At 66.0% G+C, this 25,128-nt stretch carries 21 protein-coding genes; 12 read left to right on the plus strand and 9 right to left on the minus strand.

All coding sequences use genetic code 11. The annotated features are described in order from the left end of the window. Positions 1-18: 18 nt before the first annotated feature. The 10 genes from uvrC (at position 19) to G6R19_RS06670 (ending at position 10,077) form a co-directional block, all read left to right on the plus strand. Positions 19-2,067, plus strand: coding sequence for an excinuclease ABC subunit UvrC (gene uvrC, locus G6R19_RS06625; protein WP_163163523.1), 2,049 nt, complete (start codon positions 19-21; stop codon positions 2,065-2,067). A 109-nt stretch (positions 2,068-2,176) separates the two neighbouring features. Further along, positions 2,177-3,100 carry an RNase adapter RapZ gene (gene rapZ / locus G6R19_RS06630; RefSeq protein WP_163163525.1) on the plus strand — a complete coding sequence of 308 codons (924 nt, stop codon included), beginning with the start codon at positions 2,177-2,179 and terminating at the stop codon, positions 3,098-3,100. Then, the gene (gene yvcK, locus G6R19_RS06635) at positions 3,100-4,116 is read left to right on the plus strand and encodes a uridine diphosphate-N-acetylglucosamine-binding protein YvcK (RefSeq protein WP_163163527.1); all 1,017 of its coding nucleotides are present in this window, start codon (positions 3,100-3,102) and stop codon (positions 4,114-4,116) included. The genes rapZ and yvcK overlap by 1 nt, the downstream gene beginning before the upstream one ends. 9 nt (positions 4,117-4,125) lie before the next feature. After that, positions 4,126-5,106, plus strand: coding sequence for a DNA-binding protein WhiA (whiA, locus tag G6R19_RS06640; protein ID WP_163163529.1), 981 nt, complete (start codon positions 4,126-4,128; stop codon positions 5,104-5,106). A gap of 99 nt (positions 5,107-5,205) precedes the next feature. Further along, complete coding sequence (locus G6R19_RS06645; protein WP_163163531.1) at positions 5,206-5,832, plus strand: superoxide dismutase; 627 nt, start codon at positions 5,206-5,208, stop codon at positions 5,830-5,832. 262 nt (positions 5,833-6,094) lie between these two features. Continuing rightward, a complete protein-coding gene (gene gap / locus G6R19_RS06650; protein ID WP_163163533.1) occupies positions 6,095-7,105 on the plus strand; it encodes a type I glyceraldehyde-3-phosphate dehydrogenase in 1,011 nt (336 codons plus the stop codon). Positions 7,106-7,115: 10 nt separating this feature from the next. Then, the gene (locus G6R19_RS06655) at positions 7,116-8,342 is read left to right on the plus strand and encodes a phosphoglycerate kinase (protein WP_163163534.1); all 1,227 of its coding nucleotides are present in this window, start codon (positions 7,116-7,118) and stop codon (positions 8,340-8,342) included. 105 nt (positions 8,343-8,447) lie between these two features. Next, the gene (gene tpiA / locus G6R19_RS06660; protein WP_163163536.1) at positions 8,448-9,263 is read left to right on the plus strand and encodes a triose-phosphate isomerase; all 816 of its coding nucleotides are present in this window, start codon (positions 8,448-8,450) and stop codon (positions 9,261-9,263) included. A gap of 50 nt (positions 9,264-9,313) precedes the next feature. Beyond that, a complete protein-coding gene (gene secG / locus G6R19_RS06665) occupies positions 9,314-9,571 on the plus strand; it encodes a preprotein translocase subunit SecG (RefSeq protein ID WP_104045521.1) in 258 nt (85 codons plus the stop codon). A gap of 110 nt (positions 9,572-9,681) precedes the next feature. Continuing rightward, the gene (locus tag G6R19_RS06670) at positions 9,682-10,077 is read left to right on the plus strand and encodes an RNA polymerase-binding protein RbpA (RefSeq protein WP_163163538.1); all 396 of its coding nucleotides are present in this window, start codon (positions 9,682-9,684) and stop codon (positions 10,075-10,077) included. Here the strand turns inward: G6R19_RS06670 and pgl are convergent. From pgl to tkt, 6 genes are read right to left on the minus strand one after another with little or no spacing between them, the layout of a single operon-like run. After that, positions 10,030-10,848, minus strand: a complete 819-nt coding sequence (gene pgl, locus G6R19_RS06675; RefSeq protein ID WP_163163540.1) for a 6-phosphogluconolactonase — start codon at positions 10,846-10,848, stop codon at positions 10,030-10,032. The two genes, G6R19_RS06670 and pgl, sit on opposite strands and share 48 nt — an antisense overlap. Then, positions 10,838-11,779 (minus strand): glucose-6-phosphate dehydrogenase assembly protein OpcA, encoded by a 942-nt coding sequence (locus G6R19_RS06680; protein WP_163163542.1) that lies wholly within the window; start codon positions 11,777-11,779, stop codon positions 10,838-10,840. Before G6R19_RS06680 ends, pgl begins: the two co-directional genes overlap by 11 nt. After that, positions 11,776-13,347, minus strand: a complete 1,572-nt coding sequence (gene zwf / locus G6R19_RS06685) for a glucose-6-phosphate dehydrogenase (protein ID WP_205484281.1) — start codon at positions 13,345-13,347, stop codon at positions 11,776-11,778. The genes G6R19_RS06680 and zwf overlap by 4 nt, the downstream gene beginning before the upstream one ends. 14 nt (positions 13,348-13,361) lie before the next feature. Continuing rightward, entirely contained in the window at positions 13,362-14,996 is a 1,635-nt protein-coding gene (locus G6R19_RS06690) for a glucose-6-phosphate isomerase (protein WP_163163544.1), read from the minus strand. 6 nt (positions 14,997-15,002) lie between these two features. Next, the gene (gene tal / locus G6R19_RS06695) at positions 15,003-16,118 is read right to left on the minus strand and encodes a transaldolase (protein WP_163163546.1); all 1,116 of its coding nucleotides are present in this window, start codon (positions 16,116-16,118) and stop codon (positions 15,003-15,005) included. A gap of 28 nt (positions 16,119-16,146) precedes the next feature. Beyond that, the gene (tkt, locus tag G6R19_RS06700; RefSeq protein WP_163164134.1) at positions 16,147-18,264 is read right to left on the minus strand and encodes a transketolase; all 2,118 of its coding nucleotides are present in this window, start codon (positions 18,262-18,264) and stop codon (positions 16,147-16,149) included. Positions 18,265-18,778: 514 nt separating this feature from the next. On the opposite strand from tkt, the gene G6R19_RS06705 reads away from it, so the two are divergent. Both G6R19_RS06705 and G6R19_RS06710 read left to right on the plus strand, forming a co-directional pair. Further along, positions 18,779-19,738, plus strand: coding sequence for a heme o synthase (locus G6R19_RS06705; protein WP_163164135.1), 960 nt, complete (start codon positions 18,779-18,781; stop codon positions 19,736-19,738). 208 nt (positions 19,739-19,946) lie between these two features. Continuing rightward, a complete protein-coding gene (locus G6R19_RS06710; protein WP_163163548.1) occupies positions 19,947-22,298 on the plus strand; it encodes a bifunctional SulP family inorganic anion transporter/carbonic anhydrase in 2,352 nt (783 codons plus the stop codon). 46 nt (positions 22,299-22,344) lie between these two features. Here the strand turns inward: G6R19_RS06710 and G6R19_RS06715 are convergent, their stop codons facing one another. Genes G6R19_RS06715 through G6R19_RS06725 form a run of 3 tightly spaced genes read right to left on the minus strand, consistent with a single transcriptional unit; the run spans position 22,345 to position 25,077 of the window. Next, positions 22,345-23,289, minus strand: a complete 945-nt coding sequence (locus tag G6R19_RS06715; protein WP_163163550.1) for a COX15/CtaA family protein — start codon at positions 23,287-23,289, stop codon at positions 22,345-22,347. A gap of 7 nt (positions 23,290-23,296) precedes the next feature. Further along, positions 23,297-24,118, minus strand: coding sequence for an ABC transporter permease (locus tag G6R19_RS06720; RefSeq protein WP_163163552.1), 822 nt, complete (start codon positions 24,116-24,118; stop codon positions 23,297-23,299). Continuing rightward, positions 24,115-25,077: an ABC transporter ATP-binding protein gene (locus G6R19_RS06725; protein ID WP_163163554.1), complete on the minus strand. Its 963-nt coding sequence runs from the start codon at positions 25,075-25,077 to the stop codon at positions 24,115-24,117. Before G6R19_RS06725 ends, G6R19_RS06720 begins: the two co-directional genes overlap by 4 nt. Positions 25,078-25,128: the final 51 nt, after the last annotated feature.

Raw genomic sequence — 25,128 nt, forward strand, 5'->3', positions numbered from 1 at the left:
CCTCAGTAGAATGGATAGGTGGCAAATCCAGCAAGTTACCGCCCCCAGACGGGGGAAATTCCCACCAACCCGGGGGTGTACCGGTTCCGTGACCCCAACGGGCGGGTCATCTATGTAGGCAAGGCGAAAAGCCTCCGCTCCCGGTTGAATTCGTACTTTGCCAACCCTGCCGGACTCCTGCCCAAGACCTACGCGATGGTCCACGCGGCCAGCAGCGTGGAATGGACAGTGGTGGCCAGCGAGCTGGAATCGCTGCAGCTGGAATACACCTGGATCAAGGAATTCAAGCCCCGGTTCAACGTCGTCTTCCGCGACGACAAGACCTACCCCTACCTCGCCGTGACCATGGGCGAAAAGTACCCGCGCGTTCAGGTCATGCGTGGCGACCGAAGGAAGGGCACCCGCTACTTCGGGCCCTACACCGCAGGAGCCATCCGGGAAACCATGGATACGCTGCTCCGCGTCTTCCCGGTGCGCAGCTGCAGCGCCGGTGTCTTCAAGCGCGCCGAGGCAAGCGGCCGGCCCTGCCTGCTGGGGTACATCGACAAGTGCGCGGCACCCTGCGTGGGCAGGATCTCGCCAGAGGACCACCGCGCCCTCGCGGATGATTTCTGCGCCTTTATGGGCGGGGAGGCCAAACGCTTCATCGGCAAGCTCGAAAAGCAGATGGCGGAAGCGGTAGCGGAGCTTAACTACGAGCGCGCGGCCCGGCTGCGCGACGACATCGCGGCGCTGCGCAAGGTCTTTGAGCGGAATGCCGTGGTGTTGGCCGAAGACACGGACGCCGATATCTTCGCCCTGCACGAGGACGAACTGGAGGCCGCCGTGCAGGTGTTCCACGTCCGCGGCGGCCGGGTCCGCGGCCAGCGCGGCTGGGTGGTTGAGAAGGTGGAGGATTCCACCACCCCCGACCTCGTGGAACACCTCCTGCAGCAGGTCTACGGGGACGAGGGGCACGGCCATGGCCGGCTGCCCCGCGAAGTCCTGGTGCCGGTCGCACCCAGCAACGCCGCGGAACTGACCGAGTGGCTGGGCGGGATGCGCGGCGCCAAAGTTGACATCCGCGTGCCCCAGCGCGGGGACAAGGCCGCCCTGATGTCCACGGTGCGCGAGAACGCCGAGCACGCGTTGAAGCTGCACAAAACCCGCCGGGCAGGGGACATCACTGTGCGGTCGCAGGCACTGCAGGAACTGCAGGAGGCGCTGGACCTTCCGGTGCCCCTGCTGCGCATTGAATGCTTCGACGTCTCCCACGTCCAAGGCACCAACGTCGTGGCGTCGATGGTGGTGGTGGAGGACGGCCTCCCGAAGAAGTCCGATTACCGGAAGTTCTCGATTACGGGCGCCGCGGCCACCGACGACACTGCCGCGATGCACGACGTCCTGACCCGGCGGTTCCGCCATTACCTCCAGGACAAGTCGGCGCAGGTGGACGAAGCCGTCCTGAACTCCAGTGCGGACGAAACGGACCAGCGTGAAGCCGGGCTTGTGGAGCCAGGGCAGCAGGATCCGGCCACGGACGCGGCCCTGCTGGACACCACCACGCCGGCGCCCCGCGCAAAGTTCGCCTACCCGCCCAACCTCGTGGTGGTGGACGGCGGAAAACCCCAGGTCAACGCCGCCGCCCGGGCGCTGGCAGATCTGGGCATCGACGACGTATACGTCGTGGGCCTGGCCAAGCGTCTGGAAGAGGTCTGGCTGCCGGACAGTGACTTCCCTGTGATCCTGCCCCGGACATCCCAGGGGCTGTACCTGCTGCAGCGGATCCGCGACGAGGCCCATCGGTTCGCCATCTCGTTCCACCGGCAGAAGCGCGGGAAGGCGATGACCGTCTCCGCCCTGGACGGCGTTCCCGGCCTCGGCGCCTCCAAGCGGAAAGCCCTCCTGGCGCACTTCGGATCCGTGAAGGGCGTCAAGGCCGCTTCAGTGGCGGAACTTTCCGAAGCGAAGGGGATCGGACCTGCCCTCGCGAGCGCCATCGTCAACCATTTCTCCGCCGGCGGACCGGAGGCAGCCACCGTACCGGCCATCAACATGACCACCGGTGAAGTCATCGAATCCTCGTAGACACTGCTGAAACTTCGCGGAGTTCAAAGAAACTTAGCTAGGGTTGAGGGCGGGGTGTCGGCCGATGCGGGCCGGCCCACAAACCAAGAGCAGAAACGGGGCGGACTTAATGGCAGACACAACGGCGGAATCCGGAGCAGGGCAGGACGGGATGCTCCCCGTCAAGCCGCTCGAAGCGGAACTGCTGGTGGTCACCGGGATGTCCGGAGCGGGACGCAGCACGGCGGCGGACGCGCTTGAGGACCACGGCTGGTACGTCGTGGAGAACCTTCCGCCGCAGATGCTGGGCACGCTCGCCGAGCTCGTGTCCCACGCGCCGCAGTCCATCCCGCGGCTGGCCGTGGTCATCGACGTCCGCAGCAAGGGACTGTTCGCCGACATCCGCGCCGCCCTCGGCGCGCTGGCCGCCAGCGGCGTCGCCTTCCGCGTCCTTTTCCTCGACGCCAGCGACGACGTCCTGGTCCGGCGGTTCGAACAAGGACGCCGGCCCCATCCCCTACAGGGCGGCGGCCGCATCCTCGACGGCATCGCAGCCGAACGCGACCTGCTGCAGGAACTGCGCGACAGCTCCGACGTCGTGCTGGACACCACGGGCTACAACGTTCACGGCCTCGCCACGGCCATCACCGAACTCTTCAGCGAAACAGGGCCCGTGGCCCTGCGGCTGAACGTTATGAGCTTCGGCTTCAAGTACGGCCTGCCCGTGGACTCAAACTACGTGGCAGACGTCCGGTTCATCCCCAACCCGCACTGGGTGCCGCAGCTGCGCCCGCACACCGGGCTGGACAAGGACGTCAGCGACTACGTGCTCGAAGCCGAGGGCGTCAAGAACTTCGTGGACCGCTATGTGCTGGCACTGGAACCGGTCCTGGACGGCTACCGCCGCGAGAACAAGCACTACGCCACCATCGCCGTGGGCTGCACCGGTGGAAAACACCGCTCGGTGGCCGTCGCCGTCGAACTCTCCAAGAAGCTGGCCCAGTACCCGCGGGTCACGGTGACCACCACGCACCGGGACCTGGGCCGCGAGTAATGTCGCTTTTCACCGGGGCGCTGCCGCTGGTTCCGCCTGCCGGAACGGCGGCCTTCCAACACGATAAGGGCCCGAATGTTGTTGCCCTCGGTGGCGGGCACGGCCTGTCCGCGTCGCTCTCGGCTCTGCGCCTGCTCACCTCGGAGCTCACTGCGATCGTCACAGTCGCGGACGACGGCGGTTCTTCCGGGCGCCTCCGGGACGAGTACGGCGTCCTCCCGCCGGGGGACCTGCGGATGGCGCTCTCTGCCCTGTGCGACGACACCGACTGGGGACGCACCTGGCGCGATGTGATGCAGCACCGCTTCCGTCCCGGGAAAGGACCGGGCGGCTCGCTGGATGACCACGCCACCGGCAACCTGCTGATCGTCACCCTCTGGGAGTTGCTGGGTGACGCGGTCGCAGGACTGCGGTGGGCCGGCGCACTGCTCGGCGCCCGCGGCCAGGTCCTGCCCATGTCCACGCAGCCGTTGACCATCGAAGGCGACGTCCGGGTCACCGCTCCCGACGGCACGTCACAGCTGCAGACCATCCGGGGACAGGCACGCTGCGCCGTGGCGGGCTCGTTGGAGCAGGTGCGCCTCCTGCCAGAGGCGGCGCCGGCCTGCCCTGAAGCACTGAGCGCCATCGAGCTCGCGGACTGGGTGATCCTGGGTCCCGGCTCCTGGTACACCTCCGTGCTGCCGCACCTGTTGCTCCCCGAAATGCGGCAGGCGCTGTGCCACACCCCGGCGAAGCGGTGCCTGACAATGAACCTGGCGACAGACACCAAGGAAACTTCCGGCATGACGGCGGCCGACCACCTGCACGTCCTGCGGCGGTACGCCCCGGAGTTCAACGTCGACGTTGTCCTGGCCGACCCCGCCTCCGTTCCTGACCGGCAGGAGTTCGAGAAGGCCGCCGCGATGATCGGCGCCGAGGTGGTCTTGGGTAAAGTAGGGGCGTCGGGCCGCCGACCCGTCCATGACCCCCTGCGTCTGGCCACGGCGTACAACGACATTTTTGGGAACAGTTAGGAAGGTGCCATGGCACTGACAGCATCAGTCAAGGAAGAACTGTCCCGTCTGGACATCAAGAAATCATCAGTCCGGAAGGCTGAAGTCTCCGCCATGCTCCGCTTTGCCGGCGGGCTCCACATCATCTCCGGCCGGATCGTCATCGAAGCCGAAGTGGACCTGGCTTCCACCGCCCGCCGCCTCCGGGCTGCCATCGCCGAAGTCTACGGGCACCAGAGCGAGATCATCGTGGTGTCCGCCGGGGGACTGCGCCGTGCCAGCCGCTACGTCGTCCGGGTAGTGCGCGACGGCGAGGCGCTGGCCCGCCAGACCGGCCTCCTCGACGGGCGCGGCCGCCCCGTCCGGGGGCTGCCCTCCGCCGTCGTCAACGGTTCCGCAGCAGATGCCGAAGCCGTATGGCGCGGTGCCTTCCTGGCGCACGGATCGCTCACCGAACCGGGACGGTCCTCCTCGCTGGAGGTCACCTGCCCCGGCCCCGAATCCGCGCTGGCACTTGTAGGCGCCGCCCGCCGCCTGGACATCCAGGCGAAAGCCCGCGAAGTCAGGGGAGTGGACCGGGTGGTCATCCGCGACGGCGACACCATCGCCGCCCTCCTCACCCGCATGGGCGCCCACGACGCGCTGATGGTGTGGGAGGAACGCCGGATGCGCAAGGAAGTACGGGCCACCGCCAACCGGCTTGCCAACTTCGACGACGCCAACCTGCGCCGCTCAGCCCAGGCCGCCGTGGCGGCCGGGGCCCGCGTGGACCGTGCCCTGGAGATTTTGGGCGACGACGTCCCGGATCACCTGAAGTACGCCGGCGAGCTGCGGGTTGCGCACAAGCAGGCCAGCCTGGACGAGCTGGGCCGCCTCGCCGATCCCGTGATGACCAAGGACGCCATCGCCGGACGGATCCGGCGCCTGCTGGCCATGGCAGACAAACGTGCGCAGGACCTGGGCATCCCGGGGACGGATGCCAATGTGACGCCGGAAATGCTGGACGAGTAACAGCCCCCTAGAATCAAAAAGATTCCGGGTGCCAGACGCCCGGATGCACAATCCGAGAGTTACCAACCGGACTGAGTGTCCACGATATTGGAGGATTTTGTGACCGAGTACGTACTGCCCGAACTCAGCTACGATTACGCTGCCCTGGAGCCGCACATCTCAGCGCGCATCATGGAGCTGCACCACAGCAAGCACCACGCAACCTACGTGGCCGGCGCCAACAACGCCCTGGCCCAGCTGGCCGAGGCGCGCGAGAAGGGCGACTTCGCCAACATCAACCGCCTGTCCAAGGACCTGGCGTTCCACACCGGCGGCCACGTCAACCACTCCGTGTTCTGGAACAACCTCTCCCCGGACGGCGGCGACAAGCCCGAAGGCGAGCTCGCAGCGGCCATCGACGACGCCTTCGGCTCCTTCGACGCCTTCCGCGCCCAGTTCTCCGCGGCGGCACTCGGCCTGCAGGGTTCGGGCTGGGGTTTCCTGGCGTACGAGCCCATCGGCGGAAACCTGGTCATCGAGCAGCTGTACGACCAGCAGGGCAACACCGCGCTGGGCACCACCCCGTTGCTGATGCTGGACATGTGGGAGCACGCCTTCTACCTGGACTACGTCAACGTCAAGGCCGATTACGTCAAGGCATTCTGGAACATCGTGAACTGGGCCGACGTCGCCAAGCGCTTCGAGGCCGCACGCACCAACGCCACGGGCCTCATCACGCTCCGGTAGTGACCCGCGCTTCACACGCATGTAACAAAGTTCACATTTAGGGGGTAAAGCTCCCGGAATGTGGACCGTCCGCCCCCGCACTTGCGGGGGCGGACCCAGTTAAACGTAAGATAGGTCACGGAAGGCGGTTAGCCTTCAGCAATGAGGCTGGTCGCCCTCCGTCTGTAAATCATCTCTGCCCAATGGCGTGCGGGATCTGTTAGTTGGCTTGAACGCCCGCTCAACTAGTTGTGCTTCTGAAAGCACCAAGGAGACTGAAAAAGTGACGACCCGTATTGGTATCAACGGCTTTGGCCGTATTGGCCGCAACTACTTCCGCGCAGCACTGGCACAGGGCGCGGACCTGGAGATCGTTGCAGTCAACGACCTCACCAGCCCGGAGGCCCTGGCCCACCTGTTCAAGTACGACTCCGTCGGCGGCCGCCTGAAGGAAACCATCGAGGTCAAGGACGGCAACATCGTCGTCAACGGCAACGTCGTCAAGGTCCTGGCAGAGCGCGACCCCGCCAATCTCCCCTGGGGCGAGCTGGGCGTGGACATCGTCATCGAGTCCACCGGCTTCTTTACCAAGGCCGCCGATGCGCAGAAGCACATCGACGCCGGCGCCAAGAAGGTCCTGATTTCCGCACCGGCCTCGGATGAGGACATCACCATCGTGATGGGCGTGAATCACAAGCTGTACGACAACGCCACGCACCACATCATCTCCAACGCGTCCTGCACCACCAACTGCCTCGGCCCGCTGGCCAAGGTGGTCAATGACGAGTTCGGCATCGAGCGCGGCCTCATGACCACCGTCCACGCCTACACCGCGGACCAGAACCTGCAGGACGGCCCGCACAAGGACCTGCGCCGCGCCCGTGCCGCAGCCGTCAACATGGTGCCCACCTCCACCGGTGCAGCCAAGGCAATCGGCCTGGTCCTGCCGGAGCTCAAGGGCAAGCTGGACGGCTACGCCATCCGCGTCCCCGTCCCCACCGGTTCCGCCACCGACCTCACCGTCACCGTCTCCCGTGAGACCACCGTGGAGGAAGTCAACGCCGCCCTCAAGCGGGCAGCCGAGTCCGAGGACCTGCAGGGCTTCCTGACCTACACGGACGAGCCGATTGTCTCCTCCGACATCGTTGGCGATCCCGCATCCTCGATCTTTGACTCCGGCCTCACCAAGGTGATCGGCAACCAGGTCAAGGTTGTTTCCTGGTACGACAACGAATGGGGCTACTCCAACCGCCTCGTTGACCTCACGGAGCTTGTGGCAGCCAAGCTGGGCTAGGGTTAGACACATGACATCTCACACCCTCAACGAACTGATCGCTGAAGGTGTCCGCGGGCGGTACATTCTGGTTCGAAGTGACCTGAATGTGCCGCTCGACGGCTCTACAGTGACTGACGACGGCCGCATCAAAGCCTCATTGCCAGTGCTGGGAAAGCTCACGGACGCCGGTGCCCGCGTGCTGGTAACAGCCCACCTCGGACGCCCCAAGGGCGCCCCGGAGGAAAAGTACTCCCTTCGCCCCGCCGTCGACCGCCTGGCCGAACTGGCAGGCTTCAAGGTCTCCCTCGCCGGGGACACGGTAGGCAACTCCGCCAAGGAAGCTGCAACCTCCCTGCAGGACGGCGAAGTGCTGGTCCTGGAGAACGTCCGTTTCGATGCCCGCGAAACCAGCAAGGACGACGCCGAGCGCGGCGCCTTCGCTGACGAGCTGGTGGCCCTGACGGGCAGCAATGGCGCGTACGTCGATGACGCCTTCGGTGCCGTGCACCGCAAGCACGCCAGCGTCTACGACGTCGCCACCCGGCTCCCGTCCTACCTGGGCGACCTCGTGCACACTGAGGTGGAAGTGCTCCGCAAGCTGACGGCAGACACGCAGCGCCCCTACGTGGTGGTTCTCGGCGGCTCCAAGGTCTCGGACAAGCTCGCAGTCATCGACAACCTGCTGGGCAAGGCGGACACCATCCTGGTGGGCGGCGGGATGCTGTTCACGTTCCTCGCCGCATCCGGACACAAGGTGGCCTCCAGCCTGCTGGAGGAGGACCAGATTCCCGTGGTCCAGGACTACCTGAAGCGGGCAGCAGACGCCGGCACCGAATTCGTGGTGCCCACAGATGTTGTGGTGGCGGAGAAGTTCGCTGCCGACGCAGCCCACGAGACCGTTCCGGCCGACGCCATCGAGAACAGCCGCTTCGGTGCCCAGGGCATCGGCCTTGACATCGGTCCGGATTCCGCCGCTGCCTTTGCGGACAGGATCAAGGGTGCCAAGACTGTCTTCTGGAACGGCCCCATGGGCGTCTTCGAATTCGAAGCGTTCGCCGCCGGCACCCGCGCCATCGCGCAATCCCTGACCGAAACCGGGGCGTTCACCGTTGTGGGAGGCGGGGACTCAGCAGCCGCCGTCCGCACTCTCGGTTTCGCTGACGACCAGTTCGGCCACATTTCCACCGGTGGCGGCGCCAGCCTGGAATACCTCGAAGGCAAGGAACTCCCGGGACTCAGCGTCCTGGACCGGTAGCAACATCTCCGGAAGCAGTACCTGGCTCTTCCATCCTCCGGCCGGCAGGTTGCCCCCGCGGCAGCCTGCCGGCCGAACACTTATCAAAGACTTTTTGGAGAATACGTGACAACGTCAACGAACGGCGCCTTCGACCGCAAGCCCTTCATCGCGGGCAACTGGAAAATGAACATGGACCACGTGCAGGGCATCACCCTCCTGCAGAAACTCGCGTGGACCCTCTCCGACGCCAAGCACGACTACAACCGGGTCGAAGTTGCCGTCTTCCCGCCGTTCACCGACCTCCGCGGTGTGCAGACCCTGGTCCAGGGCGATGACCTCGACGTTGCCTATGGCGGCCAGGACCTCTCGCAGTTCGACTCCGGCGCCTACACTGGCGACATCTCGGGCCAGTTCCTGAATAAGCTGGGCTGCAAGTACGTCCTGGTGGGCCACAGCGAACGCCGGACCATCCACAACGAGTCCGACGACGTCCTCAACGCCAAGGTGAAGGCCGCCTTCAAGCACGGCCTGGTTCCCGTGCTCTGCGTCGGCGAAGGGCTGGAAATCCGCCAGGCCGGCACTCACGTGGACCACACCCTGGCCCAGCTCCGCGCTGGTGTTGCAGGTCTTACCCCGGAGCAGGCCAGCGAGCTTGTGGTGGCCTACGAGCCCGTCTGGGCCATTGGCACCGGCGAAGTAGCAGGGCCCGGTGACGCGCAGGAAATGTGCGCCGCAATCCGCGCCGAGCTCGAGTCCCTGTTCGGAGCCGACGTAGCGTCGAAGACCCGTCTGCTGTACGGCGGTTCCGTCAAGGCCAACAATGCCGCCGCGATCCTGAAAGAACGCGACGTGGACGGCCTGTTGGTGGGTGGCGCAAGCCTCGATCCGGCCGAGTTTGCTAATATTGTCAGGTTCGAGAGTCACTTGGTGACGGACTAGTCCGTCCCGCCGCGCATACTCCCGCAATTCCAACTTTCTGAAAGGCCGTCGTGGACGTTCTTCATGTCATTCTGCAGATCCTCCTGGGCATCACCAGCCTCCTGCTGACGTTGCTCATCCTCCTCCACAAGGGACGGGGCGGCGGACTGTCCGACATGTTCGGTGGCGGCATGAGTTCCGGGCTCAGCTCCTCCGGCGTTGCCGAGCGCAACCTCAACCGGTTCACCGTCATCCTCGGTGTCACCTGGGGTGTTGTGATCATCGCCCTGGGGCTGATTATGCGGTTCACCGGGAGCGGCGACTCCTAAAGCACTGCCAAGAGGATCGGCGCGGGCACTGCCGCGGCGCAGATCTGCGAACTAAACTGTGGCTGTCGGTTTCCGGCAGCCACAGTTCTGTTTAAGAGGCAGGAGCCCCGATGGTACATCCAACGTCAGGTTTCCGGGGCACCCGCGCGGGTGTCACGGCAGGATCAGGACCAAGCCTCCAGGCCGCCGAGGACCACGGGAAATTCCTCCCGCGCATCCGGATCTCGTACTGGTGCCCGAAGGGACACGAAACCCGGCTGGTCCTCCTCAAACTTCCTGACGACCAGCTTCCTGCCGTGTGGGACTGCCGGCGATGCGGGGCCATGGCCGCGAGGGATGGCATCGCGGCGGCCGAGGCGGACGGCTTGGACGATGGCTACAAAAGCCACCTGGAATACGTTAAAGAACGGCGCTCCAGCCAGGACGCCGAAGACCTCCTGGCTGGAGCGCTGGAAAAACTACGCGCCCGCAGCGTCCTTCCGGACGAGCTGCTGGGGGACGCGTGACGCCGCGTTCTCATCGATGAGCCAGAGGGTCCGCGACGTTCCGCGCGGACCCGCGGCAGGCACCTGTACAGGGTTGGCACCGGCAAGTGCCAGCCCCACCGCACCGGCCTTATCCTCGCCCGCAACAACCATCCACACCTCAGACGCCGTGTTGATGGCGGGCAGCGTCAGGGATACGCGCAGCGGAGGCGGCTTGGGCGAATTCCGCACGCCCACCACTGTAAGCTCCTTTTCCCGGATTCCAGCCTGCTCAGGGAATAGCGACGCCACATGCGCATCGGGTCCTACCCCCAGCAGGACAACGTCCAGGCGGGGGAGTGCAGCCGGCTGCTCAGGCCGGTCATCGGACATGTCCGCGGCGTGCTCTGAAGCGGCAGCATCCCGCAGTTGGCGGGCGTAGTCCTCTGCAGCCTCTTCGGGAGTACCGAACTGGTCCGATGATCCCGGTTCATGGATCCGGTCCGGATCCACCGGAATGTGCGAGAGCAAGGCCTCGAACGCCTGCTTTGTGTTCCGGTCGGGATCGTCCGAGGAGACAAACCGTTCATCTCCCCACCAGAAGTTGACCTTGGACCAGTCAACCGCGGGCGCCGCCGGAGAGTCAGCAACAGCCTTGAGCGTGCCGATACCCACCGTGCCGCCGGTCAGGACCACGGTAGCTTCACCGTACTTGTCCTGGACATCAACAAGCTTGGTGATCAGGCGCGCCGCAATGGCCGCCATAAGCACGGACGAATCAGGATGAATGCTTACTCTTGGCTCAACGCTCACTGGGTCGGACGCTCCTTAGATTGGTACGTGGCAGTCCCATAGTAATCACTTCGCCGAACACTTCGTCCGGGTCCAGGCGGCGCAGCTCCTCTGCAAGGCAGTCGCGCAGGCTGCGGCGTGGAAGCGAGATCCGCTGGGCAGGCTGGCCCGGCTGGGTCAGTTCGGCCACGGACAGTCCCGGACGGAAGAGCTGCACGTCGCCGCCGGGTCGGGTGAGGCGGACGCGCCGGATGCCGGTCCCGGCCGGGTCCGCCACGATGGTGACCGGTGCGTCCAGGGTGAGGGTGAGCCAGGCCGCGAGGAGGATGGTGCTCGGGGAGTCCGAGGCACCTTCAACCGCGACGGCGGTCACCGGTGAGGAGTCCACCTGGTCCAGGACTGCGGCCAGCTGGATCCGCCAGTTGGTCAGGCGGGTCCAGGCGAGGTCCGTGTCCCCGGCCCGGTAGGTGGCGTGGATGTTCTCCAGCGCCGCCTGCGGGTCCGGTTCGTTGGCGGAGTCGGTGATCCTGCGGTGGGCGATGCGGCCGATGGAGGTTTCGCAGGCACTTTCCGGGGCGCCGTGCGGCCACCAGGCGACAATCGGGGCGTCCGGGAGCAGCAGCGCGGCCACGAGGGATTCGCTTTCGTGGGCAAGCTGGCCGTAGCCGCGCAGCACGATGACCTCGGAGGCCCCCGCGTCACCGCCCACGCGGATTTGGGCGTCCAGCTTGTCGGCGGCGTCAGCCCCGGCGTCGGCCAGGACAATGATCCGGCAGGGGTGTTCCCGGCTGGCCTCGTTGGCTGCCTCGATCGCTTCTTCCTCGAGCCCGGACTTGGTGACCACCACGAGGGTGAGCACGCGGCCCAGGGCGATCACGCCGCCCTGCTCGCGCAGGGCCATCAGCTTTTTGGAAACGTTCGAGGTGGTGGTGTCCGGCAGGTCTACAATCATGGCCTTCTCCAGGTTCGTCCGTCTCGGGCCAGCAGCTCATCAGCGCTGGCCGGGCCCCACGAGCCCGGGGCGTAGGGCTCGGGCTGTTCGTCCAGGGTGGCCCAGTAGTCCTCGAACGGGTCAAGGATCTTCCAGGACAGCTCCACTTCCTCATGCCGCGGGAACAGCGGCGGCTCGCCCAGGAGGACGTCCAGGATCAGCCGCTCGTACGCCTCCGGGGAGGACTCGGTGAAGGAGTGCCCGTAGCCGAAGTCCATGGTCACGTCCCGCACTTCCATCTGCGTGCCGGGGACCTTCGATCCGAACCGGATGGTTACGCCCTCGTCAGGCTGGACCCGGATCACGACGGCGTTCTGGCCGAAGTCATCCTCACCGTGGTCACGGAACAGCAGGTTGGGTGCACGCTTGAACACCACCGCGATCTCGGTCACGCGCCGGCCCAGGCGCTTGCCGGCGCGCAGGTAGAACGGCACGCCGGACCAGCGGCGGGTGTGGATGTCCACCCGGATCGCGGCGAACGTCTCGGTGGTGGAATCGGCCGGGATGCCTTCTTCCTCCAGGTAGCCCTGGACCTGTTCGCCGCCCTGCCAGCCGCCGGTGAACTGGCCGCGCGCCGAATGCGTGGACAGGTCATCGGGGAGCTTGACGGCGGCGAGGACCTTTTCCTTCTCCGCCCGCAGGTCATCGGCGTTGAAGGAAATGGGTTCCTCCATCGCGGTCAGCGCCAGCAGCTGAAGCAGGTGGTTCTGGATGACGTCGCGGGCCGCGCCCACGCCGTCGTAATACCCTGCCCGGCCACCGGTGCCGATGTCCTCTGCCATGGTGATCTGGACATGGTCCACATAGTTCGCGTTCCACAACGGCTCGAACAACTGGTTCGCGAACCGCAGCGCCAGGATGTTCTGGACCGTCTCCTTGCCCAGGTAATGGTCGATCCGGAACACTGCGTCCGCCGGGAATACCGACTCCACAATGTCGTTCAGCTTCCGGGCCGACTCAAGGTCATGCCCGAACGGCTTTTCGATCACCACGCGGCGCCACTTGTCACCCTCAGCCTGGGCCAGGCCGTGCTTGGACAGCTGGCGGCAGACCTGCTCGAACGCCTTCGGCGGGATCGAAAGGTAGAACGCATGGTTCCCCCGGGTGCCGCGGACGTCGTCGAGTTCCTTGATGGTCTCGCCCAGCCGCTCGAACGCGCCGTCGTCGTCGAACTCACCCTGGACAAAACGGATGCCTTCGGACAGCTGGTTCCACACCGCCTCATCAAAAGGCGTACGCGCGTAGGCCTGCACGGAGGCCTTCACCTCAGCGGCGAAGTCCTCCTTGTCCCACTCACGCCGGGCGAAACCGACCAGCGCAAAGCTGGGCGGCAGCAGCCCGCGGTTGGCCAGGTCATACACGGCTGGCATGAGCTTCTTGCGGGCAAGGTCACCGGTGACTCCGAAGAGCACCAGCGACGACGGACCGGCGATCCGGTTCAGGCGGCGGTCACGCGGATCCCGCAACGGATTCCGCGGCGGCTTTCCGGGGCGCGCCCCGGACGTCCTGCCGTATTCAGTTTCTGGCATGTTGCTTCTGTGCCTTAGCTTTCAGTAACGGAGGCTGACCTGGCGGACAGCGCAGCAATGATGTCCTGCAACTGTGCCACACCGGCAGCCCGGTCGGTCAGGTGCAGGCGAAGCACGGGACGGCCGTGCTCGCTCAGGACCTGGGCGTCACCGGCGGCCTGCGCGGCGATCAGTTCCCCGAACGTGAAGGGACGGTCCGGGATGGAAAGGTCTTCGGCCGAAGCAGCTGTGACCTGGAGGAACACACCGATGGCGGGGCCGCCCTTGTGGAACTGCCCGGTGGAGTGCAGGAACCGCGGCCCCCAGCCAAACGTGACCGGGCGGCCCGAGACTGCGGCAAGCTCGTCGCGGATGCCCTCGAGCTGCGCGAACGCCAGCCGGTCGAAGTAGGCCTGGACGCTCAAGTAGCTGTCCGGCTGGAGGGTTTCCAGCAATGCGCGGACTGCTTCCTCGGCCGTTGAGGCACTGCCGAGCCAGTCGCCGCCGCGGACCTCGATAGCACCGTCGACGAAAGCTGCGGGGGTAGGTTCCGGCTGGGCGTCCAGCAGGCCCCGTGCCGCCACCTTCGCTGCCTCAACGTCGGGCTGATCGAACGGGTTGATCCCCAGCAGTCGCCCGGCAACGGCCGTGGCGAACTCCCAGACCATCATCTGGGTGGCCAGCCCACCGGCGATGGCAACCTGGTTTTCACCAAGTTCGACGTCGGCATCCGGGGCTACCAGCCGGACCACCAGCACGTCCTCTGCCCCGGAGGTTACCTCGGGCGAGGATGGCCCGGCCACGACCGGCAGGACGCCAGTTCCCAGCTTGCCCGTTGATTCGGCGATGAGCTGCTCGGCCCAATCGGCGAAGCCCACAATGCCCGAACCGTCCTCGGCGATGACGATCTTGTTGCGCAGCGGGCTGGTTCCGCCCAGCGCGGTTCCGAGCGCAAGGCCGATGTTCTCGGGTGCGTCGTCGTTCAGGACCTCGGCTGCTTCCTCGGCCTCATCCAGGAAGGCCTGGATGTCTACGCCGGCCAGGCCCGAGGGCACCAGGCCGAACGCGGTGAGCGCGGAGAAACGGCCGCCGACATTGGGGTCCGCGTTGAAGACGGCCCGGTAGCCGGCCTCACGGGAGGCCTTGTCCAGCGGGGAGCCCGGATCCGTCACGATGATGATGCGGCTGTTCGCGTCGATGCCGGCGTCGTTGAACGCCTTCTCGAAAACCCTTCGCTGCGAATCCGTCTCTACGGTGGATCCGGACTTGGAGGAGACCACGATCGCGGTCTCCGCCAGCCGGTCCACCAGGGCAGCACGGACCTGGTCCGGGTCCGTGCTGTCCAGCACAGTCAGCTCGACGCCGGCGGTGCCCGCAATGACTTCCGGAGCCAGCGAGGACCCGCCCATGCCGCAGAGCGCGATGCGGGTAACCCCTTCGGCGCGGAGGGCGTCGCGGAGTTCCAGGATCTCCGCCACCAGCGGCTGGGAGACGGTGGCCGCCTCAACCCAGCCGAGGCGGACGGCAGACTCTGCTTCGGCGTCGGGACCCCACAGGGTGTGGTCCTTCGCGAAGATCCGGGTGGCGATGCGGTCCTCCACCAGGGCGGGGAGGTGCTGTTCCAGTGCCTGCTGTGCGGCACCTGTGGCTTCGTAGCTGAGTGTGCTCATTGTCGGTTAGGAAGCCTTCCGTGCTGAGGCGAGGGCGCCCTCAACGTCGCCGAGCAGTTCCTTCCAGCTGGCCACGAACTTGTCCAGGCCTTCGGATTCCAGGATTGCGACGACGTCGTTGTAGGAGATGCCGAGCTTTTCGAGCGCGTCGAGGGTGTTGTTGGCTTCGGTGTAGGTACCGGTGACGGTGTCCCCGGTGATGACGCCGTGGTCGAAGGTGGCGTCCAGGGTCTTCTCCGGCATGGTGTTCACCACGCCCGGAGCGACGAGCTCGGTGACGTAGAGGGTGTCCGGGTAGGCCGGATCCTTCACGCCGGTGGAAGCCCACAGGGGGCGCTGGGGGAGTGCGCCGGCTTCGGCCAGCAGGGCCCAGCGTTCGGTGGAGAAGAGCTCTTCGTAGACCTGGTAGGCCAGGCGGGCGTTGGCCAGGCCGGCCTTGCCCTTGAGGGCCTTTGCCTCGTCGGTGCCCAGGGCGTCGAGGCGCTTGTCGATCTCGGAGTCCACGCGGGAAACGAAGAACGAGGCCACGGAGTGGATCTTCGACAGGTCGTGGCCGTTTTCCTTGGCCTGTTCCAGGCCGGACTGGAAGGCGTTGATGACGGCGCGGTAGCGCTCCAGGGAGAAGATCAGGGTCACGTTGACGCTGATGCCCTCGGCCAGGGTGGCGGTGATTGCTTCGAGGCCTTCGAGGGTGGCCGGGATCTTGATCAGGACGTTGTCCTTGTTGACCCTCTTATACAGGTGCTTGGCTTCAGCGATGGTGCCTGCCGTGTCCCAGGCCAGGCGCGGGTCAACCTCAATGGACACGCGGCCATCCACGCCGTTGGTTGCTGCCGCCACGGGGGCGAACAGGTCGCAGGCGTCGGCGACATCGGTGGTGGTGATTTCGAAGATGGTGTCCTCGACGGACGCGCCGGCTGCTGCCTGCTTTGCGATCGTGGCATCGTAGTCGGTGCCTGAGGTGATCGCGGCGTGGAAGATGGACGGGTTGGTGGTCACACCAACCACGTTCTTCTCTTCGATGAGCTTGGCCAGCGTGCCGGTTTCCAGGCGTCCGCGGGAGAGGTCATCGAGCCAGATGGAAACTCCGGCGTCGGAGAGTTGCTGGGTGGGAGTAGTCATTGTCTTTTTATCTCCTGGAAATCGTTGGTTAGGACTGGAGGCCTGCGAGGGAGTCCTTGGCGGCCGCAGCAACTGCTTCTGCGGTGATGCCGAACTCCTGGAAGAGGCGCTTGTAGTCCGCGGAAGCGCCGTAGTGCTCAAGGCTGACGGAACGGCCGGCGTCGCCGACGAATTCCTTCCAGCCCAGGGCAAGTCCTGCCTCGACGGACACACGGGCCTTGACGGCTGCGGGGAGCACTGACTCGCGGTAGGCGGCGTCCTGCTTGTTGAACCACTCAACGCAGGGCATCGAGACAACACGGGCGGCAATGCCTTCGGCCTGCAGGGCTTCGCGGGCCTGGACGGCCAGCTGGACCTCGGAGCCGGTGCCGATGAGGATGACGTCGGCCGGGACGGTGACGCCGTCCTTGGAAGCTTCCGCCAGCACGTAGCCGCCCTTCGCGACGCCGGCAACGGAACCGAAGGTGTCGCCGTCGGCCTCGCCCTCGCCGCGTTCCCAGGTGGGGATGTTCTGGCGGGTCAGGACGATGCCGGCCGGGTTGCTGTGGTTCTCCAGCATGGTCTTCCATGCCACGGCCACTTCGTTGGCGTCACCGGGGCGGACCACGTCCAGGCCCACGATGGCGCGCAGCGAGGCGAGCTGTTCCACCGGCTGGTGGGTGGGTCCGTCCTCGCCAAGGCCGATGGAGTCGTGCGTCCAGACGTACAGGGACGGAACACCCATCAGAGCGCCGAGGCGGATGGCGGGGCGCTGGTAGTCGCTGAAGATCAGGAACGTGCCGGAGAACGCGCGGGTCCGGCCGTGCAGGCTGATGCCGTTCACGATCGAGGCTGCGGCGTGCTCACGGATACCAAAGTGCAGGACACGGCCGTACGGGTTGCCCTTCCAGGCATCGGTCTGCTTGGACGCCGGAACGAACGACGGCGAGCCCTCGATGGTGGTGTTGTTCGACTCGGCGAGGTCGGCAGAGCCGCCCCACAGCTCCGGCAGGACCGGGCCCAGGGCGTTCAGGACCTTGCCGGAGGCGGCACGGGTGGAGACGTCCTTGCCGGCCGGGAAGACCGGAAGGGCTGCGTCAACATCATTGGGCAGTTCCTTGGCCTCGATGCGCTGCAGCAGTGCCGAGCCCTCGGGGTTGGCTGCCTGCCAGGCGTTGAAGGACTCTTCCCACTCCTTGCGGGCGGCAGCGCCGCGGTCCACGACGGCGCGGGCGTGGGCCAGGACGTCCTGGTCCACCTCGAAGGACTTGGCCGGGTCAAAGCCCAGAACCTCCTTCAGGGCTGCGACTTCCTCGGCACCAAGGGCCGAACCGTGGATCTTGCCGGTGTTCTGCTTCTTGGGGGCTGGGTAGCCGATGATGGTGCGCAGCGACACGATGGAGGGCTTGGAGGTCTCAGCCTTGGCCGCGAGGAGCGCCGAGTAGAGCTCCTGGACGTCTTCCTTGTACTCGCCGGTCTTGGTCCAGTCCACGCGCTGGACGTGCCAGCCGTAGGCTTCGTAGCGCTTCAGGACATCCTCGGTGAACGCGATGTCGGTGTCGTCCTCGATGGAGATGTGGTTCTCATCGTAGACAACAACGAGGTTGCCCAGTTCCTGGTGGCCGGCCAGCGAGGAAGCCTCGGCCGTGACGCCTTCCTGGAGGTCGCCGTCGGAGGCAATGACCCAGATGGTGTGGTCGAAGGGGCTGGTACCCGGGGCGGCGTCGGCGTCGAACAGGCCGCGCATCCGGCGCTGGGAGTAGGCAAAGCCGACGGAGGACGCAAGGCCCTGGCCCAGCGGGCCGGTGGTGATTTCCACGCCGGCAGTGTGCTTGTACTCGGGGTGGCCCGGGGTAAGTGAACCCCATGTCCGCAGCGCCTCCAGGTCCTTAAGCTCCAGGCCGTAGCCGGAAAGGAACAGCTGGATGTAAAGGGTGAGCGAGGTGTGGCCCGGGGACAGGACAAAGCGGTCACGGCCCAGCCAGTCAGGATTCCGCGGGTCGTGCCGCATCAGCTTCTGGAACAGGAGGTACGCGGCCGGCGCCAGGCTCATTGCCGTTCCCGGGTGGCCGTTGCCCACCTTCTCCACGGCATCTGCTGCCAGCACGCGGATGGTATCCACCGCGCGCTCGTCCAGGCTGGTCCAAGACAGTTCTTGCTCTTCCAAATGTGGCACGAAAACCGGGCCCCTCTCTGTGCTGATGGCAGATGGCACACCGGATCCGTTTGGAGGCACGCTGTGTGGCGCCCGCTGCGGTGTGTACCAGCCGTTCACCATCGAAACGTTGATCTTTTCACTCAGCCACTGGCCAGTCCGGGAATGCGTTTTCCACTGCTTCCTTGCTGCGTGCTGATCTGGTGACAGCTTAGCTCTATTCCACTCTACGGGCGGCCGAAATCTCACGTTTTGGACGCAATTTCGGCTTATATGAATCCTTCTGAAGTGAGGTTGAGTTAATCTGCTCGAATCGATGCGCGAGCGATCACCAGCACCAAATGACGGGCCGTTGGGAGGGGACCGGCACGGTATGATATTTGGAGGCCGGCGCCGGGTGGCGGACCTTTTTAGCTCCCGCGACTCCCGGCCATGGCGAGGATCGGTGATTACGGTTCCGCCGGCGCCCCGACGGGCGGGCCTCATGACACAGCTGGACAGCCAGACAGAACTGCCAACAGAACGGGTGACTGCCACCGTGAGCACAACAGATACGCCGCTGAACGCATCCCGGGCAACAAGCGCCGGGATTGCCCGTAAGGCCAAGGCGTATCTTGCCCTCACCAAGCCCCGCGTGATTGAGCTGCTCCTCGTGAGCACCCTTCCCACCATGATCTATGCGGAGCGCGGCTTTCCCTCGATCGGGCTCATCCTCGCCACGCTGGTGGGCGGCGCCTTCGCCGCCGGCAGCGCCGGAGCGTTCAACTGCTACATCGACCGCGACATCGACAAGCTGATGCACCGGACCGAAAACCGTCCGCTGGTTACCGGTGAGGTAACGCCGCGCGAAGCGCTGGTCTTCTCCTGGCTCCTGGGCGCGGCCGCCATCGCCATCCTCTGGTTCGGAGCCAATCCGCTGTCCGCCTGGCTGGGGCTGGGGGCCATCTTCTTCTATGTGGTGATCTACACGATCATCCTTAAGCGGCGTACCGCGCAGAATATCGTGTGGGGCGGCGCTGCAGGCTGCTTCCCGGTGCTGATTGCCTGGGCGGCTGTCACCAACTCGGTGGAATGGCCGGCCGTGATTCTCTTTATGGTGATTTTCCTCTGGACGCCTCCGCACTACTGGCCCCTGTCCATGCGCTATGGCGAGGACTACCGCAACGCCAAGGTCCCCATGCTCGGAGCCATCGCCGGCGCCAAAGTGGTCTCCGTTCAGGTGGTCCTGTACGCGTGGGCCATGGTGGCCTGCTCATTGCTGATGATTCCCGCCGGCGGAGCGGGCTGGGTCTACACCGCCACCGCCGTCCTGGCAGGCGCCTGGTTCCTCTACGAGTCCCATTCCCTGTACAACCGGGCCCAGCGCGAGGACATCTCCGACAAACGGGCCATGAAGGTCTTCCACGGCTCCATCAGCTACCTCACCCTGCTTTTCATTGCCCTGGCGGTTGATCCGTTCATCGGGCCGGCGGTCATGGCAGGCTAACGACGCCGTCCTGCCGCACATCAAGCCTCTCCCGGTTCTGCCGGGGGAGGCTTGACCCGTTAAGGAGTCCGGTAAGTGTGGAAAGCGGCAGGGGGAACACTTGACATCTCATATGACAGATATGTCATATTGCTCACTTTAGTCTGTCACCGCTCGTGACCGCCTGGTTATTCTGGGAAGGATCCTGCCCGCGAGCGAAGGAAAATCCATGGCACAGGCACCTGATCCCTCTACTGTCCCAGCTGCAATCCACGGTCCGCCGCCGTCCGGAAGGGACGGCAGGAAACGCCGGCGTCCGGGCGTCTTCAGCCATCCCGGGGCCGACGTCCCGGCTTCACTGGTGGTGTTCCTCGTTGCACTGCCGCTCTCGCTGGGCATCGCCGCAGCGTCCGGCGCGCCCGTCATGGCCGGCCTCATTGCCGCCGCCGTGGGCGGCATCGTAGCGGGCAGCCTGGGCGGGTCACCCCTTCAGGTGAGCGGCCCCGCCGCGGGCCTCACCGTCGTCGTCGCCGGGCTCGTCCAGGAGTTCGGCTGGCAGGTCACGTGCGCAATTACCGCAGCTGCCGGCGTCGTGCAGCTGCTGCTTGGTATCAGCCGGGTGGGGCGGGCAGCGCTGGCCGTCTCTCCCGTGGTGGTCAAAGCGATGCTGGCCGGCATTGGCATCACCATCATCCTGCAGCAGGTCCGGGTCCTGCTCGGTGACCAGCCGGCCGGTTCCGCCCTCGACAACCTGCTGGCGTTGCCTGCAGCCATCACCAACGTCGAACTGCACGCCGCACTGCTTGGGCTGACCGTCGTGGTGATCCTCCTTGCCTGGAAGCACCTTCCGGCTGCGGTGCGGCGGATCCCCGGGCCACTGGCTGCCGTCGCCGCCGGCACCGCACTCTCCGTCGCCTTTGCCCCGGGAGTTGAGCGGATCTCCTTCACGGGGTCGATTTTCGACGCCGTCGCGTTGCCTCAGCTGCCGGAAGGCAACTGGCGTGCCGTCGCCTTCGCCGTTATTTCGATGGCACTTATTGCCAGCATCGAGTCACTGCTCTCCGCCGTCGCCGTGGACAAGATGCAGAGCGGCCCCCGCACCAACCTGAACCGGGAGCTGGTGGGTCAGGGGGCGGCCAACATTGTTTCCGGGTCGCTCGGCGGGCTGCCGGTAACGGGAGTTATTGTCCGCAGCGCCACCAACGTGGAGGCCGGCGCGGCAACCCGCCTGTCCGCCGTCCTGCACGGCGTGTGGGTCCTGGCTTTCTCCGCCCTGTTCGCCGGACTGATCCAGCTGATCCCGCTGTCCGTCCTGGCCGGCCTGCTGGTGATGATCGGCGCGCGCCTGATCAAGGTGGCCGACATCAGGACGAGCCTCCGCACGGGGGATCTCCTGATCTACGCGGTGACACTCCTTTGTGTTGTGTTCCTGAACCTCCTCGAGGGCGTCATGATCGGGCTGGCTCTGGCGGCGGCCAGCGTGCTGTGGCGCGTGCTGCGGGCGGCAGTGCAATCCCATCGGCCCGCCTCGCCGTCGGACGCCTGGCGGGTCACCATCGGCGGGTCCTGCAGCTTCTTTGCCCTGCCGAAACTCAACCGGGTCCTGCATGCCGTTCCGGCCGGAGTGAACGTGGTGGTGGAGTTGAATGCGGACTACGTGGACCACGCATTCCGCGAGGCCCTGCTCGCCTGGCAGCACCAGCATGAGGCGGCCGGCGGGACAGTCTCCCTTGAGGAACACGGAAACACGCTGTTCCAGGACGCGGCAGATCAGGCGCCCAAACGCCAGGAAGCACGGGAGCTTCCGCTGCCCCCAAGGGCCTTCTGGCAAGACCTTGCAGGTTCACAGGACCCGGGAGGTGAAGCCGGGGACCACGTGGGGGAAGGCTCACGTCCGCTGCAACCGCTCCTGCTGGGCATCGACAAGTATCACCGCCGCTTCGCGGACCAGGTCCGTCCGCTGGTCCAGGACCTGGCGAACAGCCAGAACCCGGACACCCTGTTCGTGGCCTGCGTGGACTCGCGGGTGAACCCGAACCTGATTACCAGCAGCGGCCCGGGTGACCTGCTGACCCTGCGGAATATCGGCAACGTGGTGTGCCACGACGGCCAGGATGCCTCGATCGACTCAGCCCTGTCCTTCGCCGTGAAAGGCTTGGCCGTGGAGTCGATCGTCATCTGCGGGCACTCCAACTGCGGTGCCATGAAAGCCCTGATCGACGACGCCAGTGGCAAGGGAAACCCTTCCCTTGGTGCCGGGTTCGACGCCTGGCTGGACCACGCGCGGCCAAGCTACCGGGAGCTGTTGACGGACCATCCGGTGGCATTGGCTGCCGCTGCAGCCGGCTACAGCCGGCAGGACCAGTTGGCGATGGTTAATGTGGCCGTGCAGCTGGGCAAGCTGGAAAACCATCCGGTGGTGGGCCCGGCACTTGCCTGCGGCAGCGTACAGGCGACGGGCCTGTTCTACGACATCGCCACGGCCCGGGTGTTGCTGGTGGAACCGGCCGGCATCCAGTTCCTCGACCCGGCCCAGGCCGCCCCACGGCTGCCTGCCCCCGCAGGGACGCCTGCAGGCTGACCAGGAGGAAGCAGGCTTGGCATTGCAGATTGGGAAGCGGGGGGAACTACGCCACGGGGCTGGACCGGGCGACGTCCCAGGCGTTGGTTGCAGCCACCATCAGCAAAGCGGCCCCCAGCATATGGGCGGCGACCAGCAGTGCGGGAATGCCGTTGTAGTACTGGGTGAAGCCGATGACGGCCTGAAGGAGCGTCACGCCCAGCAGACCCAGGACGGCGGTGCGGAAGGACCCCTTGATCCGGCGCAGGAAAACCAGCGCGAGTGCCACCAGGGTTCCAGCGGTGATGAGGTAGGCGGGAACGGCGTGGATGTGGGAGAACAGGTCCCAGTCCAGCCCGTTCCGGGGAGCGTCGGCGTCGCCCGCGTGCGGACCAGCCCCGGTCACCACCACACCGAGCATCACGGCAAGCGCGGAGAAGAGCGCAACGGCGGCCGTCACCGGACGCATGATGCCCGGCAGGGCGGCGTGGGCGACGGTCCGGAACCGGCCCGTCCGGCCAAAGGCACGGTTCACCAGCAGCGTGGCGAACACCACCAGCGCCATGGAGACCAGGAAGTGCAGGCCCACCACCCAGGGGTTGAGGTTGGTCAGCACCGTGATGCCGCCGATCACGGCCTGGGCCGGGATGCTGGCCAGCAGCCCCAGTGCCAGCAGGAAGAGGTCCCGGCGCTCCTTGCGCAGATTCCACAGGTACACCAGCATCAGGGCTGCGACGGCGGCAAGGGCGAAGGTGAGGAGCCGGTTGCCGAATTCGATGAACCCGTGGATGCCCATTTCCGGCGTGTTCACCAGGGACGTGTCCGTGCAGCGCGGCCAGGTGGGACAGCCCAGGCCGGATGCCGTCAGCCGCACCGCACCGCCGGTGACCACCAGGAGGGTCTGGCCGATCAGGGAGGCAACCGCCAGGCGGCGGACCCGGACGTCCACGGTGCGGGGCAGCCGCGACGACAGGCGGTTAACAAACTGGGGGAGGCGTGCGGCCGTGCTCACGGATATCTCAATTCCACTTGAACCAACGGATGGCTGCTGCCCCGGCAATGACGGTCCACAGCAGCAGGATGAGGGTGGCGCCGCCATTCAGCGTGCCGGTAAGGAAAGCCTCCCGCAGGGATTCACCCAGTGCGCCGGAGGGCAGGAACTCCACCATTGCCTGGGCGCCGGCAGGCAGGCGTTCCGCCGGGAGGACGATTCCGCCCAGGGCGCCCAGCAGGATCCAGAGTAGGTTCGTGATGGCGAGCGTGGCTTCAGGCCGGACGGTCCCGGCCACCAGCAGGCCCAGTGCGGTAAACGCCGCGGCGCCCAGTGCCAGGAGGAACAGGGCGGGCATCCAGGCGAATGCCTGCGGCTGCCATCCCAACGACAGGGCCACCACAGTGACCACAACCACCTGCAGGCAGAGGACGGCCAGGACCGAAAGCGCCTTGCCGGCGATCAGGCCCCCGCGTCCCAGGGGAGTAGTGGAAAGGAAACGCAGCACGCCATAACGCCTGTCGAAGCCGGTGGCGATGCCCTGGCCTGTGAATGCCGTGGACATAGCGCAAAGGGCCAGGATCCCGGGTACGGCAACGTCAATGCGGCTGGCCCCCATCCCGTCCAGGAACGGCGTCACGGTCAGTCCGACAAGCGCCAGGAGCGGCAGCACTACTGCCAGGATCAGCTGCTCGCCGTTCCGGAGCATGGCCAGGGACTCGTACTTGCCCTGCAGCAGAACACGGCGCAGCAGGGAAGCAGGATCCTGCCGGCCGGAAACGCCGCCCAGGGTGGTGCCTGGACCATTGCCTGGAGTGGCACCGGCAGCGCCCGATGCTGATCCGTTCATCGGATGTCCTTTCCCGAAATATCCAGAAAGACGTCTTCAAGGCTACGCGCCTGCAGGGTCATGGAGGCCGGCATGATGTTATGCGTTTCCCACCACCGCGCCAGTGCTGCGAGGTGGCCCGGAGTCAGGCTGCCCGTAACGGAGTAGCTGCCCGCGCGGGTCTCGGAGACGGCAATGCCGGCCGGCAGGAGCCCGGCAAAATCCAGCCCTGGATGCGCCTCGAACTCGAGCGTACGGATGTGCTCCGTTTCTACGGCAGGACTGCGCTGGAGCAGTTCCTGGACCGTGCCCTCGGCCACGTTGCGGCCGCCGTCGATGATGTAAACGTAGTCGGCCAGCCGCTGGGCGTCGTCCATCAGGTGCGTGGTGAGGATGATGCCCATCCCGGCATCGCGCAGCTCGGAAATGAGGTTGAACACCAGCTGGCGGGACTGCGGATCCAGGCCGGCGCTGGGCTCGTCGAGGAACAGGACTTCCGGCCGGCCGATCAGCGCAGCGGCAAGGGCCAGGCGCTGCTTCTGCCCGCCGGAGAGCCGCCGGACGGTGGTCCGGCTGAACGCGCCGATGCCCAGGCGCTCAATCAGGTCATCCACGGGCCAGGGCCGTGCATAGAGTCCGGCAATGTGCCGCAGCAAGGGAACAGGCCTGGACGACGGCGGCAGCCCGCCGTCCTGAAGCATCACGCCTACGCGGGAGCGCAGCTCCGCCCCTGCCGTTGCGGGGTCCTGGCCCAACAGGGAGATTGTGCCGCCGCTTCTTTTTTGAAGGCCTTGGGCACATTCAAGCGTGGTGGTTTTCCCGGCACCATTGGCGCCCAGGAGGGCGGTGACCTGGCCGCGCTCAGCGACAAGGGAGACCCCGCTCACCACCCGGAGCATTTTTCCGTCCAGGCTTGCAAGCGGGCCTACATCCTTAACTAGCCCGCTGATGGACAGAACCGGGGATTGGGGGGATCGCACCCGAATATTCTACGGGATGTAGTATTTTCCGACGTCCTTCGACGGCGCGGG

Source organism: Arthrobacter sp. Alg241-R88 (genome assembly GCF_900537115.1).
GTDB lineage: Bacteria > Actinomycetota > Actinomycetes > Actinomycetales > Micrococcaceae > Arthrobacter.

Excerpts from the sequence above, each read along its gene's own strand:
- G6R19_RS06710 (WP_163163548.1), top strand. The coding sequence starts at position 19,947 with ATGGCACAGGCACCTGATCCCTCTACTGTCCCAGCTGCAATCCACGGT.
- G6R19_RS06670 (WP_163163538.1), top strand. The coding sequence starts at position 9,682 with ATGGTACATCCAACGTCAGGTTTCCGGGGCACCCGCGCGGGTGTCACG.
- yvcK (WP_163163527.1), top strand. The coding sequence starts at position 3,100 with ATGTCGCTTTTCACCGGGGCGCTGCCGCTGGTTCCGCCTGCCGGAACG.
- rapZ (WP_163163525.1), top strand. The coding sequence starts at position 2,177 with ATGGCAGACACAACGGCGGAATCCGGAGCAGGGCAGGACGGGATGCTC.
- G6R19_RS06720 (WP_163163552.1), bottom strand. The coding sequence starts at position 24,118 with ATGAACGGATCAGCATCGGGCGCTGCCGGTGCCACTCCAGGCAATGGT.
- G6R19_RS06655 (WP_163163534.1), top strand. The coding sequence starts at position 7,116 with ATGACATCTCACACCCTCAACGAACTGATCGCTGAAGGTGTCCGCGGG.
- whiA (WP_163163529.1), top strand. The coding sequence starts at position 4,126 with ATGGCACTGACAGCATCAGTCAAGGAAGAACTGTCCCGTCTGGACATC.
- tal (WP_163163546.1), bottom strand. The coding sequence starts at position 16,118 with ATGACTACTCCCACCCAGCAACTCTCCGACGCCGGAGTTTCCATCTGG.
- G6R19_RS06680 (WP_163163542.1), bottom strand. The coding sequence starts at position 11,779 with ATGATTGTAGACCTGCCGGACACCACCACCTCGAACGTTTCCAAAAAG.
- G6R19_RS06690 (WP_163163544.1), bottom strand. The coding sequence starts at position 14,996 with ATGAGCACACTCAGCTACGAAGCCACAGGTGCCGCACAGCAGGCACTG.
- zwf (WP_205484281.1), bottom strand. The coding sequence starts at position 13,347 with ATGCCAGAAACTGAATACGGCAGGACGTCCGGGGCGCGCCCCGGAAAG.